Annotated in this window: 13 protein-coding genes and 1 pseudogene; 12 read left to right on the top strand and 2 right to left on the bottom strand. The window is 60.5% G+C overall.

The genetic code is table 11. The annotated features are described in order from the left end of the window. Positions 1-21: 21 nt before the first annotated feature. The 6 genes and pseudogenes from JOE39_RS20090 to JOE39_RS26400 form a co-directional block, all read left to right on the top strand. A complete protein-coding gene (locus JOE39_RS20090) occupies positions 22-1,407 on the top strand; it encodes an FAD-dependent monooxygenase (RefSeq protein WP_210078379.1) in 1,386 nt (461 codons plus the stop codon). A 45-nt stretch (positions 1,408-1,452) separates the two neighbouring features. Beyond that, entirely contained in the window at positions 1,453-2,088 is a 636-nt protein-coding gene (locus JOE39_RS20085; RefSeq protein WP_210078381.1) for a LysE family translocator, read from the top strand. Positions 2,089-2,374: 286 nt separating this feature from the next. After that, entirely contained in the window at positions 2,375-3,817 is a 1,443-nt protein-coding gene (gene gabD, locus JOE39_RS20080) for an NADP-dependent succinate-semialdehyde dehydrogenase (protein ID WP_003367662.1), read from the top strand. Positions 3,818-3,996: 179 nt separating this feature from the next. Beyond that, positions 3,997-5,277 (top strand): 4-aminobutyrate--2-oxoglutarate transaminase, encoded by a 1,281-nt coding sequence (gabT, locus tag JOE39_RS20075; RefSeq protein WP_210078383.1) that lies wholly within the window; start codon positions 3,997-3,999, stop codon positions 5,275-5,277. Between the two features lie 159 nt (positions 5,278-5,436). Then, positions 5,437-6,822 (top strand): response regulator, encoded by a 1,386-nt coding sequence (locus tag JOE39_RS20070; protein ID WP_210078667.1) that lies wholly within the window; start codon positions 5,437-5,439, stop codon positions 6,820-6,822. An 84-nt stretch (positions 6,823-6,906) separates the two neighbouring features. Beyond that, positions 6,907-7,660: pseudogene (locus JOE39_RS26400) on the top strand (urea ABC transporter substrate-binding protein); the annotation flags it as partial. A gap of 402 nt (positions 7,661-8,062) precedes the next feature. Here the strand turns inward: JOE39_RS26400 and JOE39_RS20065 are convergent. Beyond that, complete coding sequence (locus JOE39_RS20065) at positions 8,063-9,061, bottom strand: sensor domain-containing diguanylate cyclase (protein ID WP_003318683.1); 999 nt, start codon at positions 9,059-9,061, stop codon at positions 8,063-8,065. Positions 9,062-9,190: 129 nt separating this feature from the next. Further along, complete coding sequence (gene desA, locus JOE39_RS20060) at positions 9,191-10,375, bottom strand: delta-9 fatty acid desaturase DesA (protein ID WP_024683748.1); 1,185 nt, start codon at positions 10,373-10,375, stop codon at positions 9,191-9,193. A 153-nt stretch (positions 10,376-10,528) separates the two neighbouring features. Between desA and dibA the strand changes: the two genes are divergently transcribed. The 6 genes from dibA to JOE39_RS20030 all read left to right on the top strand — a co-directional run bounded on the left by dibA (position 10,529) and on the right by JOE39_RS20030 (position 16,777). Continuing rightward, positions 10,529-12,448: a phosphodiesterase DibA gene (dibA, locus tag JOE39_RS20055; RefSeq protein WP_024692669.1), complete on the top strand. Its 1,920-nt coding sequence runs from the start codon at positions 10,529-10,531 to the stop codon at positions 12,446-12,448. 201 nt (positions 12,449-12,649) lie between these two features. Beyond that, entirely contained in the window at positions 12,650-12,829 is a 180-nt protein-coding gene (gene oscA, locus JOE39_RS20050) for a sulfur starvation response protein OscA (RefSeq protein ID WP_010423239.1), read from the top strand. Positions 12,830-12,981: 152 nt separating this feature from the next. Further along, positions 12,982-13,992, top strand: a complete 1,011-nt coding sequence (locus tag JOE39_RS20045; RefSeq protein WP_032657216.1) for a sulfate ABC transporter substrate-binding protein — start codon at positions 12,982-12,984, stop codon at positions 13,990-13,992. A 94-nt stretch (positions 13,993-14,086) separates the two neighbouring features. Continuing rightward, positions 14,087-14,908: a sulfate ABC transporter permease subunit CysT gene (gene cysT / locus JOE39_RS20040; protein ID WP_003421596.1), complete on the top strand. Its 822-nt coding sequence runs from the start codon at positions 14,087-14,089 to the stop codon at positions 14,906-14,908. A 13-nt stretch (positions 14,909-14,921) separates the two neighbouring features. Beyond that, complete coding sequence (gene cysW / locus JOE39_RS20035; RefSeq protein ID WP_002551394.1) at positions 14,922-15,794, top strand: sulfate ABC transporter permease subunit CysW; 873 nt, start codon at positions 14,922-14,924, stop codon at positions 15,792-15,794. Positions 15,795-15,796: 2 nt separating this feature from the next. Beyond that, positions 15,797-16,777 carry a sulfate ABC transporter ATP-binding protein gene (locus JOE39_RS20030; RefSeq protein WP_046266424.1) on the top strand — a complete coding sequence of 327 codons (981 nt, stop codon included), beginning with the start codon at positions 15,797-15,799 and terminating at the stop codon, positions 16,775-16,777. The last annotated feature ends 199 nt before the right edge of the window (positions 16,778-16,976 follow it).

Below are 16,976 nucleotides of genomic sequence, written 5' to 3'. Positions count from 1 at the left end.
CGCGGGCGCCATGATACTCACATGGGTACGGGGCGTCCAGTTGCGGGCGGTGTGCGACACAAATCATCCGCCTTCCATCACCCCACACCCACTGCCACCCATAAAGGAACAGACCTACGCTACCGGCACAACCGCCAGCTGGTGCATGATGCTCCCCATACCACTCCGTCAGTTCGTTCTCACCGAGGGCCTCTTATCAATCAGTTCAAAAGCATCGAGCGCAGCCCGTGCCGCGTTCTTATTACGGGGGCCAGTATCGCGGGTTGTGCCGCGGCCTGGTGGCTGACGCGGCGCGATTGCGATGTCACGGTTGTCGAGCAGGCGCCTGCCTTTCGCGATGGCGGGCAGAATGTGGATGTGCGGGGCGCGGCTCGGGAGGTCTTGCGTCTGATGGGGCTTGAGCAGGCGGTGAAGGGTCTCAACACCGGCGAGACGGGGCTTGCGTGGGTGGATGAGGATAACCGCACGGCGGCGCGCATCGATCTGGCCGGTCTGGACGGAGACGGCCCGACGGCTGAGCTTGAGGTGTTGCGCGGTGATCTTGCGCGTCTGCTGTATGAGGCGTCGTCTGCTGATGCGTTCTATCGCTTTGGTGACCGCATCGTCTCGGTCGAGCACGATGCGGAGGGCGTGTCGGTTACGTTCGAGGGCGGTGGCGAGGAGCGTTTTGATCTGTTGATCATTGCCGAAGGTGTCGGCTCGCGCACGCGGGAGCTGGTGTTCCCCGGCGAGAATCAGCCGCGTCGGATGGACCTGGCCAGCGCGTTCTTTACCGTGCCTCGTGCGCCGACCGATAGTCAGACCGCGCGCTGGTACAACGCGGTGGGCGGTCGCAGTGCGGGTGTTCGTCCGGACAATCGCGGTACGACGCGTGCGTTCTTTAATGTGCAGGGCCGAAGCCACCTGACGGTCGGCAATAGCGTTGCCGAGCAGAAGGCGTTTCTTCGGGCGTCGTTTGCAGGTGCCGACTGGGAGGTGCCTCGCCTGCTGGAGGGGATGGAGGCTGCGGAGGATTTCTGGTTCGATGACTTGCGTCAGGTGAAGATCGATCGCTGGTCGAATGGCTCGGTCGTACTTCTGGGCGATGCGGCGTGGTGTGTCACGCCGCTGGGCGGGGTCGGTGCTTCGCTGTCGCTGATTGGCGCGTATGTGCTGGCGGGCGAACTCACCAGAACCGATACGATTGCAGAGGCGCTTGCCTCCTACGAATATGTCCTGCGCCCTGTGGTGAAAAAGTCGCAGAGCGTGCCGAAACTTGTTCCGCGTCTGGTCCATCCTCGCAGTCAGACCGGGGTGAAGATCCTGCGCACCGTGCAGCGGTTGGTGGCAACGCCCTTTATCAGCAAGCGTGCTGCCAGAGCGCTGACTCCGGCGGTGCAGGCTTTCACGCTTCCGGATTATCGATAGCGCTACAGGCGTGGGCTAATGCCTGCGCCACAGGGAGAATAAAAAATGGAATCGCTACAACAGTGGCTCAGCTTCGCGATGATTGCCTTGTTCGTCACGCTCACGCCGGGGCCTGCGGTGATCATGGCGCTGTCCAATTCAATCACCCACGGGCCGGCGAGGGCGATGATTGGTTCGCTCGGCAACGCCTTGGGGTTGATCGTGGTTGCCACGGCGGTAACGGCCGGGCTAGGCGCGGTCCTGGTAGCGTCCGCCAGTGCCTTTCTGGTCCTGAAAATCGCGGGCGCGGGGTATCTGGTTTATCTGGGGATCAAGCAGTGGCGTAGCGCGCGCAGTGCATTCGACGCGCTGGCCAACGTGCCCAAGGCGGTGTCCACAGGCAGCCTGTTTATCAAAGGCATCTCGGTGGCGCTGACCAACCCCAAGGCGATTCTGTTTTTCATCGCGTTTCTGCCGCAGTTCATTCAGCCCGGCACCTTTCAGGTGGAGCAGACGGGCGTTTTGATCGTGACCTTCGCCGGCTGCTCTGTGGTTGCTCACGTCTTTTATGTGCTGCTGGCACAGACGCTCAAGCGCCACCTCAATTCGGCGCGCAGGCGCCAGAACGTCAATCGTGTGTTTGGCGCTTCATTCATAGGTCTGGGGCTGAGCCTGTTCACGTTGAAGGGCAGGGCCGCCTGATCGCGTTGCGGTTGCAAGATGCCTCTGCGTCGCGGCTCGACGCTGATCAGAAAACCACACACCTCCCTGCGCCCGTTCTTTTTTTCGAACGGGCTATTGTCCTTTCCCCCCGCAATGCCTAGGATTCGTTTGAGATTTCAAACGCTCTTGTTCGGTCTTCCTGCCTTCATGCGTTGCGCAGCGCTGGAACCCGATGGAATGTTTTCCTGACGATGGCTTCCAAATGGGGTGCATCGATATCAATTGTTCGCGTCGCCTCTCGGGCGATGCTGTTTAGGAGGCCGACATGCAGCTCAAAGATTCCACACTGTTCCGCCAGCAAGCCTATATCAACGGCCAATGGCTGGACGCGGACGGTGGTCAGTCGATCAAGGTCAACAACCCTGCCAACAACGAGATCCTCGGCACGGTGCCAAAAATGGGCGCAGCCGAGACGCGTCGGGCGATTGAGGCGGCTGACAAGGCGCTGCCGGCCTGGCGTGCGCTGACCGCCAAAGAGCGTGGCAACAAGCTGCGCCGCTGGTTCGAGCTGATGATCGAGAACCAGGACGACCTGGGTCTGCTGATGACGCTGGAGCAGGGCAAGCCACTGGCCGAAGCCAAGGGCGAGATCACCTACGCTGCGTCGTTCATCGAGTGGTTCGCCGAAGAAGCCAAGCGTGTGTATGGCGATGTGATCCCTGGTCACCAGCCGGACAAGCGCCTGATCGTGCTCAAGCAGCCGATTGGTGTGACTGCAGCGATCACCCCGTGGAACTTCCCGGCGGCGATGATCACCCGCAAGGCCGGCCCTGCACTGGCGGCGGGCTGCACCATGGTGCTCAAGCCTGCGTCGCAAACGCCGTTCTCGGCACTGGCTCTGGCTGAACTGGCCGAACGTGCGGGTATCCCGGCGGGCGTGTTCAGCGTGGTGACCGGCAGCGCAGGCGATATCGGTGCCGAGCTGACCGGCAACCCGATCGTACGCAAACTGTCCTTCACCGGCTCGACCGACATTGGTCGCCAGCTGATGGCCGAGTGCGCCAAGGACATCAAGAAGGTGTCCCTGGAGCTGGGCGGTAACGCGCCTTTCATCGTGTTCGACGATGCCGACCTCGACAAGGCGGTCGAAGGCGCGATGATCTCCAAGTACCGCAACAACGGCCAGACCTGCGTGTGCGCCAACCGCATCTACGTGCAGGACGCGGTGTATGACGCGTTCGCCGAGAAGCTCAAGGCAGCGGTCGGCAAGCTGAAGATCGGTAACGGCCTGGAAGAAGGCGTCACCACCGGCCCGTTGATCGATGACAAGGCGGTGGCCAAGGTCAAGGAACACATCGCCGACGCCGTCAGCAAGGGCGCAACCGTGCTGACCGGTGGCAACAGCCTGGAAGGCTCGTTCTTCGAACCGACCATTCTGGTCAACGTATCGAAAGATGCCGCCGTAGCCCGGGAAGAAACCTTTGGTCCGCTGGCCCCGCTGTTCCGCTTCAAGGACGAGGCTGAAGTGATCGCGATGGCCAACGACACCGAGTTCGGTCTGGCGTCGTACTTCTACGCGCAGAACATGAGCCGCGTGTTCCGTGTCGCCGAGGCGCTGGAATATGGCATGGTGGGTATCAACACCGGCCTGATCTCCAACGAGCTGGCACCGTTCGGCGGTATCAAGTCGTCCGGCCTGGGCCGTGAAGGCTCCAAGTACGGCATCGAAGATTATCTGGAAATCAAATACCTCTGCCTGTCGGTCTGACCGACACTTGGGTATTGCAGCCGATGGCGCGCGAGAGCGACGTGTCATCGGCTTTTGTTGCACCGCAGTTTCCTAGTGGCCTTAAGGCTGCAGCAGTCGATCATCGTATGCTGCCGCAGTTGATCCGGTCCGCTTGATCCTTGACCCACGCCGACCGATGAGCGGCGAATGAGGAATACATGAGCAAGACTAACGAATCCCTGATGCAACGCCGCCATGCAGCCGTCCCGCGTGGCGTTGGTCAGATCCACCCGATCTTCGCTGCGTCGGCGAAGAACGCGACCGTTACCGACGTCGAAGGTCGTGAATTCATCGACTTCGCGGGCGGTATTGCCGTTCTCAACACCGGTCACCTGCACCCGAAGATCATCGCCGCGGTGCAAGAGCAGCTGACCAAGCTGAGCCACACCTGCTTCCAGGTACTGGCCTACGAGCCTTACGTCGAGCTGTGCGAAAAAATCAACGCCAAGGTGCCAGGCGATTTCGACAAGAAAACCCTGCTGGTGACCACCGGTTCCGAAGCGGTGGAAAACGCCGTGAAGATCGCCCGTGCTGCGACGGGTCGTGCGGGCGTTATCGCCTTCACCGGCGCTTACCACGGCCGCACCATGATGACCCTGGGCCTGACCGGCAAGGTCGTGCCGTACTCGGCGGGCATGGGCCTGATGCCAGGCGGTATCTTCCGCGCGCTGTACCCGTGCGAACTGCATGGCGTGAGCGTGGATGATTCCATCGCCAGCATCGAGCGCATCTTCAAGAATGACGCCGAGCCCAAGGATATCGCTGCGATCATCATCGAACCCGTACAGGGCGAGGGTGGTTTCTATGTGGCGCCGAAGGCCTTCATGCTGCGTCTGCGCGAGCTGTGCGACAAGCACGGCATTCTGCTGATCGCTGACGAAGTGCAGACCGGCGCTGGCCGTACCGGCACGTTCTTCGCGATGGAGCAGATGGGCGTTGCGGCTGACCTGACCACCTTCGCCAAGTCCATCGCAGGCGGCTTCCCGCTGGCGGGCGTGTGCGGCAAGGCTGAATACATGGACGCCATCGCACCCGGCGGTCTGGGCGGCACGTATGCCGGTAGCCCGGTGGCCTGCGCTGCGGCACTGGCGGTGCTGGACATCTTCGAAGAAGAGCACCTGCTGGAGCGCTGCAAGGCGGTTGGCGAGCAGTTGGTGACCTCGCTCAAGGCGATGCAGACCAAGTACCCGGATATCGGTGAAGTGCGTGCGCTGGGTGCGATGATCGCTGTCGAACTGTTCGAAGGCGGCGACTCGCACAAGCCTAACGCCGCTGCTGTGGCTCAGGTGGTTGCCAAGGCGCGTGACAAGGGTCTGATTCTGCTGTCCTGCGGTACTTACGGCAACGTGTTGCGCGTGCTGGTGCCGTTGACCGCCGAAGACGAATTGCTGAACCGCGGCCTGGCCATTCTTGACGAATGCTTCGCTGAAATCGCGTAAAAAGTGTGAAGTCATGAATTGATTAATTTATGACCAAACAGACAAAAAAAGCCCGTTTCGACGGGTTTTTTTTGCTTTAGAGCAGGGTATTTCGCTGTTTTGGGTATATCCGGACGTTTGCATTGGCTAAGGTGGTCGCATTGACATCGGAGAGTCATGATGACCGCTGTAGTTTTGCCCGCCGTTCCTCGCGTACTGATAGCCGAGTCTGATCCGTGGGTTCGCGAGACGCTCAGCGACCTGGTGCTGGGCGTGCGTGCGGATATCGAGCTGGAGATGTGCACCGATGGCAAACAGGCCGTCGAGTGGATGAAAAAACACCTGCCGGACCTGATCATCGCCGCCCGCGAGCTGCCGGGGATTGATGGCCTGAGCCTGCTGCGGGGCGTGCGCAATCTGCGTCGTCAGCCCGCCATCCCGTTCATTCTGATCAGCAATCGCAATGACAGCGCCAGCGTGCGCGAGGTCGTGCCGCTGGCGCCGACTGCCTACCTGACAAAACCACTGAACACCGAAGGGCTGCGCCAGCGTCTTGAAGGCCTGCTGCTGGAACGCAGTGCCCCGGTTGCAGGTGCGGTGCCCGCGCTGACGCCGGGTCTGACCCTGACCAAGTTTCTCGACAAACGCCGTGACATCGCCGATGGAGCGCCGCTGTTTGTCGATGTCGCCACGGCGGTGACGCTCAGCCAGACCGCCAGCGGCATCGACGCCACCCTGCTGGAGCAGGAGCTGCGCAATGATCCGCACATCACGGCTGTATTGATCGCCGCCGCCAACACGGCGGCGCAGCACCTGGGCAAGCCGATTCAGACCATGGGCGGGGCGCTGGCCATTCTCGGGCCAGTGCAGGTCGCCAATATCGCGTCCGGTCTGGGCAAAAAGCGTATGGCGGTGCTGACCGACGACGCGTTGCTGGCCAAGGCCCATGAGCTGTGGACCCTGTCGCAGCGCACGGCTGATTACGCACGCATTCTGGGCGGCATGCTGGAGCTGGATGCGGAGCGCTGTTTCTGTGCCGGACTGTTGCAGTCGCTGGGCGATCTGGCGGTGTTGGGTTGTCTGCAGGAGTGGCTGCTGGCTGGCGGCCATCTGGATGAGCAGGTGATCGGGCAGTCTCTGGAGCAGTACTCCGCTGCCTTCGGTTCTGCTCTGCGCACCCGCTGGCGTTTGCCGCTTGAACTGCGTGAGCTGATCGCTGCGGTGTATCAGTACAATACCGGCATCTACACACGCGAAGTGCTGACAATGAACCTGGCGGGGCAGATGGCGCGCCTGGGCGAGGAAGAAAGTGTCACCACGCTGGTCAAGACCAAGTCGGCCAAACTGTTGAAGCTCAGCGTCGGTGACTTGCAGCGCCTGCGCAAGAAGCTGACGGGTGTGACGGATCCGAGTTTGCTGAGGCCGCTGACTAGCGAAACTGAGGTGGCTGTAGATGCGGTCGACGACGAGCCTGATCTGCTCGACCTGGCACCTGAGGCACCTGCTGAAGAGCCTGCTGCACTTGAGGATCCGGCTGGCGCTGTTCAGGGTCCGCCCGAAAAGTAAAAATCTGACTGACGCCTTCGCGAGCAAGCTCGCTCCCACAAGGTACCGCGTGCTCCTGTAGCAGCGACCGGGGTGGCGATCCGCCTTGTTCGCGAAGGCGGTATTCCTGACGCAGAAAATCCATCGACTGCACCGGACTCTTCGCGAGCAAGCTCGCTCCCACAAGGTACCGCGTGCTCCTGTAGGAGCGAACGTGTTCGCGAAGGCGGTATTCCAAACGCAGCCAATGCATTGAATGTACCGCCCTCTTCGCGGACAAGTCCGCTCCTACAGGGCACCGCGTGCTCCTGTAGGAGCGAACTTGTTCGCGAAGGCTATATTCCTGACGCAGGAAAGCCATCGACTGCACCGGACTCTTCGCGAGCAAGCTCGCTCCCACAAGGTACCGCGTACTCCTGTAGGAGCGAACTTGTTCGCGAAGGCTATATTCCAAACGCAGCCAATGCATTGAATGTACCGCCCTCTTCGCGGACAAGTCCGCTCCTACAGGGCACCGCGTACTCCTGTAGGAGCGAACTTGTTCGCGAAGGCGGTATTCCTGACGCAGAAAGTCCATCGGCTGTACCGGACTCTTCGCGAGCAAGCTCGCTCCCACAAGGTACCGCGTGCTCCTGTAGGAGCGACCGGGGTGGCGATCCGCCTTGTTCGCGAAGGCGGTATTCCTGACGCAGGAAATCCATCGACTGCACCGGCCTCTTCGCGAGCAAGCTCGCTCCCACAAGATACCGCGTACTCCTGTAGGAGCGAACTTGTTCGCGAAGGCTATATTCCAAACGCAGCCAATGCATTGAATGTACCGCCCTCTTCGCGGACAAGTCCGCTCCTACAGGGTACCGCGTGCTCCCGTAGGAGCGAACTTGTTCGCGAAGGCGGTATTCCTGACGCAGGAAATCCATCGACTGTAGCGGCCTCTTCGCGAGCAAGCTCGCTCCCACAAGGCACCGCGCACTCCCGTAGGAGCGAACTTGTTCGCGAAGGCTATATTCCTGACGCAGGAAATCCATCGACTGCACCGGACTCTTCGCGAGCAAGCTCCCACAAGGTACCGCGTGCTCCTGTAGGAGCGAACTTGTTCGCGAAGGCGGTATTCCAAACGCAGCCAATGCATTGAATGTACCGCCCTCTTCGCGAGCAAGCTCGCTCCCACAAGGTACCGCGTGCTCCTGTAGGAGCGACCGGGGCGGCGATCCGCCTTGTTCGCGATGGGGCCGGTCGTGCTTTCTACATTCGGGAAAGCATTTCAGACCAGTACGATCTGGTTCTTGCCCTGGCGTTTGGCCTGATACATCGCTGCGTCGGCGCGGCCGTAGAGAGTTTCGAGGCTTGGGTCGTCAGCGCCCAGGTTGGTCAGGCCCTGGCTGGCAGTGATGCTGAAGGTGGTGCCGCCTGACTGGAAGTTCTGGCGCTGGATCTCGCGTTGCAGTCGCTCGGCGATCTGCATGGCCATGTCCGGCGCGCAGCCGGGGAATACTGCGGCGAACTCTTCGCCACCGATACGCCCGAACAGGTCACCCCGCCTCAATGCCGAACGACCGCTTTCGGCGATGCGCTGCAGCACGGTATCGCCTTCCTGATGACCGTAGGTGTCGTTAACCAGCTTGAAGTCATCGATGTCCAGCAGCAGGAACGCCAGCGGCGTGCCGTTGAGACGAGCCAGTTCGAACTCGCGCTGGGCGCATTCGAAAAAGTGCCGGCGGTTGCTGCTCTGGGTCAGCACATCGGTGGTTGCCAGGCGTTGCAGCTCATCCTCGAGGTGCTTCTTCTCGGTGATGTCTTCGGCGATGCCCACCACGATCAGACGCTGGCTGACATCGGCGCGCTGGCTGACGAAGCATTTGTCGCTGAGCCAGCGCACTTCGCCGTCCGCACGAATGATCCGGTACTCGCGGTCTTCGATCGAGCCTTTCTCGATGACCTCGTTGAGGCTGCGCTCGGCGTAATTCAGGTCATCGGGGTAGATGCTGTCGCGCCACTCGCTGTAGTCAGCCAGCAGCAGGCCCGCCGAACGACCGAAGATGCGCTCGTAGGCCGGACTGACATAGATCATCTGCTGAGTTTGCCAGTCGAACGCCCACAGAACAGCGTTCACGCTCACCAGCAACGAGCTGAACAATTGTTCACGCTCGCTCAGGCGTGCGACTTCTGCCTGAGCGTGCATCAGGGCTAACAGGGTTTCTGCGGCTGCGGGCATATCTGTGATCGGAGTGCCGGATAGGGAGGTGGGGGGCTGCTTTTCCATAAGAACCATCTCAAGCGTTTACGGCCAGTGAGGCGCCCTGTCCCGATTGGCGGGAAAGTGGATGAGATAGACGAGGAGGGGATAAGTTCCGGGACCGGCGCGCCAGGGGATGGCGCGCCGATCAACGGTTCAAGCGTGGGCGGGGCGCAGCGAGTAGGTTTTCAGCTGGTCGGCGAACTCGCGCAACGAGTGAATACCACTGGCTTCGGCCTCGTGAATCCACTCTTTCATGGCCGACAGCATGTCGTGACCGTTGCTGCTGGTCTTGACCCAGATCTGCTGCAGGGCCAGGCGTTTTTCATAGATCACCTTCAGCGCATGGCTGTGTTCCAGCATGGTCTGAATACGCAGGTGATGCCTGTCATCGAGCAGGCTGGTTTCACGCGACAGCAGGCGCTTGGCGCGACGGAACTGATGACGCACCGACTCGTCGGCCTTGCCGAGTTCCTGGGCAACCAGCGGCGCGATGACCAGCTTGCGGTACTGCGCCATGATCTGGAAACGGTTGTTGAGGATCGCCATCGCGGTGTCCATGTCCATATGGCCCTTGCCTTCGACGCGATGGGCGATAGGCGCGACCCGCTGGACCTTGGCCAGACCGAGGAAGCTGAACAGTTTGATCCACGCCCAGCCCATGTCGAACTCCCATGGCTTGACCGACAGCTTGGCCGAGTTGGGATAGGTGTGGTGGTTGTTGTGCAGTTCTTCGCCGCCGATCACGATGCCCCACGGCACCAGATTGGTGGCTGCGTCGCGGCATTCGAAGTTGCGATAGCCAACGGCATGACCCAGACCATTGACCACGCCGGCAGCCCAGAAGGGAATCCACATCATCTGCACGGCCCAGACCGTGATACCGAGGGCGCCGAACAGCGCCACGTCGATGACCGCCATCAGAGCGATACCCAGCAGCTTGTAGCGCGAATACAGATTGCGCTCGATCCAGTCTTCCGGGCAGTTCTTGCCGTAGATACGCAGGGTGTCCTGGTTCTGCGCTTCCTCGCGGTACAGCTCGGCACCCTTGCGCAGCACAGTGGACAGACCCTTGACGACCGGGCTGTGCGGGTCATCGACGGTTTCGCATTTTGCGTGGTGTTTGCGGTGGATGGCTGTCCACTCGCGGGTATTCTGGGCAGTGGTCAGCCACAGCCAGAAGCGGAAGAAGTGTTTCAGACCCGCATTGAGCTCAAGTGAGCGGTGGGCTGAATAGCGGTGCAGATAGACCGTGACGCCGACAATAGTTATATGGGTCATCGCCAGCGTGACCGCTATTACCTGCCAGACGGAAAGGTCGAGCAAACCGTTGTACCACATAGGCTGTTTGGCCCTCGTAGAAATACCTGTGAAGAAAAAAGTCGCAACAGCATTATCACTGACATTGCTCAGAAAACCAGCCACCCTTGCAGATAAGCGTCGCAGGATGTTTCTTGCTTTATAATCCAGACCTTTCGTAAGGCTCGGTTTTTTATGTCCGATTATTCCCGTAACGCGCTGCGAACCGCCGTTCTGTATGGGCTGCTGTCGATTCTGTGGTTCGCGACAGGCAGCGCCCTGCTGTCTTTTTTCGTCAAGGATCCGGCTCGACTGGCCGTCGGACAACAGATGATCGGTTATGGCTGGGCGCTGCTCAGCACCGTCATGATCTTCATTGCACGTGACAGATTGAAGGCCATCGTCGGCGGTGAAGCGCTGTTTGAGCGCCAACAACAGGACTATGACCGACTGCTGCTGGCGGCAGTGGTGTTCGACAGCACGCGTGAGGGCGTACTGGTCAGTGATGCCGAAGGGCGCATTGTCCATGTAAATCGTGCGTTTGTAGACATCACCGGCTATCAGGCCGACGAGGTGCTGGGTTTCAACCCCAGCAAGTTCAAGTCCGGTCGTCATGGCCCCGAGTTTTATCGGCAGATGTATCACTCACTGCAGAGTGCCGGGCAGTGGAGTGGCGAGATCTGGAACCGACGCAAAAGCGGTGAAATCTATCCGCAGTGGCAAACCATCCGTAGCATCAAGGGTGAAGACGGGCAGGCCAGGCATTTTGTCGCGGTGTTTTCCGATATCACGGCCATCAAGCGCTCCGAGCAGGAACTGGCGCAACTGGCCCATTACGATGCGCTGACCGAGTTGCCCAATCGTCTGCTGCTGACCGATCGTATCAGCCAGGCGCTGACCTCGGCGCGCTCCAGCAAGCGCGGCTGTGCGCTGCTGGTGGTGGACCTGGACAACTTCAGAAACATCAACGACAGCCTTGGCCATAACATCGGCGACGAAGTGCTCAAGGCGGCTGCCGAACGCCTCAAAGCGCTGGCTGACAGCGGTATGACGGTCGCACGCCTGGGCGGTGACGAGTTCGCGCTGCTGGTCAAAAACTGTAAGCACATGGTGCATGCCGCAGCGCTCGCGCAACAGGTGATCAATGCCTTCAAAGCGCCATACCCGATTGCCGGGCATCAGTTGTTCGTCAGTGCCAGTATCGGTATCAGCCTGTTTCCCGGTGATGCGCTAACTGCCGAGCAACTGTTGCGCAACGCTGATTCGGCGCTGTTCAAAGCCAAGACCGATGGCCGCGAAGGGTTTGCGCTGTACACCGAAGAGCTGACCGCTCAAGCCCAGCAACGGGTGCAACTGGCCAGCGAGTTGCGTCAGGCGATCGAGCAGGACCAATTGCGGGTGTTCTACCAACCGGTTTACGACCTGGTGACCGGGCGTATCTGCGCGGTCGAAGCGCTGGTGCGCTGGCAACACCCGACCCGTGGCATGGTGTCGCCTGGCGACTTCATCCCTATTGCCGAGCAGAACGGGCTCATTGCCGATATCGACGCTTGGGTATTGAATACCGCCTGTCGGCAGATGCAGGCCTGGCTGGCAGAAGGCGTCTCGATTGCGTCCGTCGCGGTCAATGTATCCAGCCGTCTGTTCAGTCGTGGTGATGTCGATCGGCGAGTGGCTGAGGTCTTGAACGAGACCGGCCTCGATCCGGCATTTCTTGAGCTGGAAGTCACTGAAAGTGCCGTCATGGAAGACCCTGAACAGGCCATCGAGCAATTGCATCGCCTGCGTGAACTGGGTCTGAGCCTGGCCATCGATGATTTCGGCACAGGCTACTCATCGCTGCTGCGGCTCAAGAGCATGCCGGTGCAGAAGCTCAAGATCGACCAGGGTTTCGTGGCCGGGCTGCCGGGCGATGTAGATGACATCGCGATTGTGCGGGCGGTCATCGCGCTGGCGTCGAGCCTGGGCATGCGTGTACTGGCGGAGGGGATCGAACACGCCAATCAGGCTTCATTTTTGTTAAGCAACGGTTGCGAGTTGGGCCAGGGCTACTGGTTTGCCCGGCCCATGGCGGCGCAGTCTATCGATTGGACGCACGCCCCCGCGTTCAACTAGTTCAGCCTCTCACTGATAACGCCGGCCAGGGTGTGCAATGCACCCTGGCAGACTCACGCCTCGCTAAAGTTCTTTTGGTTATATCTGCATTCTTAAATAGTCTTTTTAAGAATATCCGCACCTCACTATTATTGCCTCACCGCCATACGCCATCGCCCCCAGTCGCGACGGCAGGCCTCTCACCTCTCAAGGAATAAGACAATGAGCGCATCTCTACGTAGTGTTGACGGTCAGGACGAAGCAGCCATTCTGCGTGAAATTCAGAGTGCGTTGCGTGACCTGCGTTTTGGTGCCGTCGAAATCACCGTGCACAACGCACAGGTGGTGCAGATCGAGCGCAAGGAAAAGTTTCGTTTGCAGACCCCTGCCAAGCAGAGCTGAAGCGGCAAGCACCCGACTGGTCAACCGGAGGGTTTCATCCTGACTCCTGATACCCCCCTGAAAAAAAGCAGCGCGCCCGTGCGAATGCCGCTCTGACGCGCCAAGAAGAAATCAAAAAAGTCGACACACCGTATTTCCAGGAGCTTCAATCTATGTCCATTCGCCGTTTTGCGCTGGCTGCTCTCGCCAGTGCTGTTTTCGCAGGTTCGGCTGTCGCCAAGGATTACGAACTGCTCAACGTGTCCTACGATCCGACCCGCGAGCTGTATCAGGACTACAACGCAGAATTCGTCAATTTCTGGAAAAAATCCCATCCGGACGACAAGGTCGAGATCAAGCAATCCCACGGCGGCTCGGGCAAACAGGCGCGTGGCGTGATCGACGGCCTGCGCGCCGACGTGGTGACCCTGGCACTGGCCGGTGACATCGACGAAATCGCCAGGCTCGGCAAGACCCTGCCCGAAAACTGGCAGACCCGCCTGCCGGACGCGAGCACGCCGTACACCTCGACCATCGTGTTCCTGGTGCGCAAGGGCAACCCGAAAGGCATCAAGGACTGGGGCGACCTGACCAAGGAAGGCGTCTCGGTGATCACGCCCAACCCGAAAACCTCCGGCGGTGCGCGCTGGAACTTCCTGGCCGCCTGGGCCTACGGCCTGAAGGCGGGCGGCGGTGACGAAGCCAAGGCCAAGGAATACGTGCAGACGCTGTTCAAGCACGTGCCGATTCTGGATACCGGCGCACGCGGCTCAACCATCACCTTCGTCAACAACGGTCAGGGTGATGTGCTGCTGGCATGGGAAAACGAAGCGTTCCTGGCGTTGAAAGAAGACGGCGGCAAGGACAAGTTCGACATCGTCGTACCGTCGCTGTCGATCCTTGCCGAACCTCCGGTTGCCGTGGTCGACAAGAACGCCGAGCGGAAAGGTAATACCGAAATCGCGACTGAATACCTCAAGCACCTGTACAGCAAGGAAGGTCAGGAAATTGCCGCGAAAAACTTCTATCGTCCACGTGATGCCGAAGTGGCGGCCAAGTACGAGAAGCAATTCCCGAAACTGGATCTGGTGACTATCGACAAAGACTTTGGTGGCTGGAAAACTGCGCAGCCGAAGTTTTTCAATGACGGCGGCGTGTTCGACCAGATTTATCAGGCGCAATAAGCCGAATGAGGATGCCGCACGAGCGGCATCGCAACTTTGGCCAAACAGCCCGGATTGACGTCCGGGCTTCGTGCAAGTGAAACCAGGGACTTTTATGTCGCGTCGTATCTCCCCCGTCATACCCGGCTTCGGGCTGACGCTGGGCTACACCTTGGTGTACCTCAGTCTGATTGTGCTAATACCGCTGGCCGCCATGTTCGTACATGCCGCGCAGCTCACCTGGGATCAGTTCTGGACCATCATCACGGCACCTCGCGTGATCGCGGCACTCAAGCTGAGTTTCGGCACCGCCTTTTACGCAGCCCTCATCAACGGGGTGATCGGCACACTGCTGGCCTGGGTGCTGGTGCGCTACACCTTCCCCGGCCGCAAGATCATCGATGCGATGATCGATTTGCCGTTCGCCCTGCCGACCGCCGTGGCTGGTATCGCCCTGACCGCGCTGTACGCGCCCAACGGCTGGGTCGGCCAGTTCGCAGCTGATCTGGGCTTCAAGATCGCCTACACCCCGCTGGGCATCACCCTGGCGCTGACCTTCGTCACCCTGCCGTTCGTGGTGCGCACCGTGCAGCCTGTGCTGGCCGACATCCCCCGCGAAGTCGAAGAGGCCGCTGCCTGCCTGGGCGCACGCCCCCTGCAGGTGTTCCGCCACATCCTCGTGCCGGCGTTGCTGCCTGCCTGGCTGACCGGCTTCGCCCTGGCGTTTGCCCGTGGCGTGGGCGAGTACGGTTCGGTGATTTTCATCGCCGGCAACATGCCGATGAAAACCGAGATCCTGCCGCTGCTGATCATGGTCAAGCTCGACCAGTACGACTACACCGGCGCAACCGCTATCGGCGTGATGATGCTGGTGGTGTCCTTCATTCTGCTGCTGCTGATCAACCTGCTGCAGCGGCGCATTGAAACCCCATCCTGAGGAGGCGCAGAACATGTCTTATTCATCTGTTTCAGCCGCCGCCTCTGCCAACGCCGCCCGTCGTGGCAGCGCGGTGTCGCGACGTATCCTGATTGGCCTGTGCTGGCTGGTGTTCGTCCTGTTTCTGGGCCTGCCGCTGTTCATCGTGGTGTCCCAGGGCCTGAAAAACGGTCTGGGCGCGTTCTTCACCGCGATCCTCGAGCCGGACGCGCTGTCGGCGCTGAAGCTGACGGTCATCGCGGTACTGATCTCGGTGCCGCTCAATCTGGTGTTCGGCGTCAGCGCCGCGTGGTGCGTGAGCAAATACTCGTTCCGCGGCAAGAGCATTCTGGTCACGCTGATCGACCTGCCGTTCTCGGTATCGCCGGTCATCGCCGGTCTGGTCTACGTGCTGATGTTCGGTGCGCAGGGGCTGTTCGGGCCGTGGTTGCAGGATCACGACATCCAGATCGTCTTTGCCCTGCCGGGCATCGTGCTGGCGACCATCTTCGTCACTGTGCCCTTCGTTGCGCGTGAACTGATCCCGCTGATGCAGGAGCAGGGCACTCAGGAAGAAGAGGCCGCGCGGCTGCTGGGCGCCAACGGCTGGCAGATGTTCTGGCACGTCACGGTGCCGAACATCAAATGGGGCCTGATCTACGGCGTGGTGCTGTGTACGGCGCGGGCGATGGGTGAGTTTGGCGCGGTGTCGGTGGTTTCCGGGCACATTCGCGGCGTCACCAACACCCTGCCGCTGCACGTCGAAATTCTCTACAACGAGTACAACCACGTTGCCGCCTTTGCCGTGGCGAGCCTGTTGCTGATCCTGGCGCTGTTCATCCTGCTGCTCAAGCAGTGGAGCGAATCCCGCATTAACCGTCTGCGCCATAACGCGGCGGAGGAATAATCATGTCGATCGAAGTCCGTAACGTCAGCAAGAACTTCAACGCCTTCAAGGCCCTGAACAACATCAGTCTGGACATCCAGAGTGGCGAGCTGGTGGCTTTGCTCGGCCCGTCAGGCTGCGGCAAGACCACCCTGCTGCGCATCATTGCCGGTCTGGAAACCCCGGATAACGGCAGCATCGTGTTCCATGGCGAAGATGTGTCCGGCCACGACGTGCGTGATCGCAATGTCGGGTTCGTGTTCCAGCATTACGCGCTGTTCCGCCACATGACGGTGTTCGACAACGTCGCGTTCGGCCTGCGCATGAAGCCCAAGCGCGAGCGCCCGAACGAAACGCGGATCGACGAGAAGGTCCATGAGCTGCTGAACATGGTGCAGCTGGACTGGCTGGCCGACCGTTATCCGGAGCAGCTGTCGGGTGGACAGCGCCAGCGCATTGCCTTAGCCCGCGCCCTGGCGGTCGAGCCAAAAGTGCTGCTGCTGGACGAGCCGTTCGGCGCGCTGGACGCCAAGGTCCGCAAAGAGCTGCGTCGCTGGCTGGCGCGCCTGCACGAAGACATCAACCTGACCTCGGTGTTCGTGACTCACGATCAGGAAGAGGCCATGGAAGTGGCCGATCGCATCGTGGTGATGAACAAGGGCGTGATCGAACAGATCGGCTCGCCGGGCGAGGTCTACGAGAAACCGTCCAACGACTTCGTCTACCACTTCCTCGGCGACTCCAATCGCCTGAGCCTGGGCGAGGAAGGTCACCTGCTGTTCCGTCCGCATGAGGTGTCGCTGTCCCGCCAGGAAATCGAAGACCACCACGCCGCCGAAGTCCGCGACATCCGCCCACTGGGCGCGACGACGCGGGTCACCTTGAAAGTGGAAGGGCAGGACGAGCTGATCGAGGCCGAAGTGGTGAAAGACCACGACAGCCTGGTGGGCCTGACCAAGGGCGAGACGCTGTTCTTCAAACCGAAGGTCTGGCAGAAGCTTTAAGCCTGCGCAGGTGCTTATCGTTATACACAACTCTTGTGGGAGCGACCGGAGCGGCGATCCGCATTGCTCGCGAAGACGGTGTTTCAGTCGATGCATTTTCGGCGATGCTACCGACCCCTTCGCGAACAAGTTCGCTCCTACGCCCTCCGGGCAGAAGCCTTATCGTTCCCATGCTCCGCGTGCTCTGCGTCCTCGGGCT

The organism is Pseudomonas sp. PvP100 (assembly GCF_017833055.1).
GTDB classification, from domain to species: Bacteria; Pseudomonadota; Gammaproteobacteria; order Pseudomonadales; family Pseudomonadaceae; genus Aquipseudomonas; species Aquipseudomonas syringae.
Note: the sequence above shows the minus strand (reverse complement) of the source record. Positions and strands in the feature narration are given on the sequence as shown.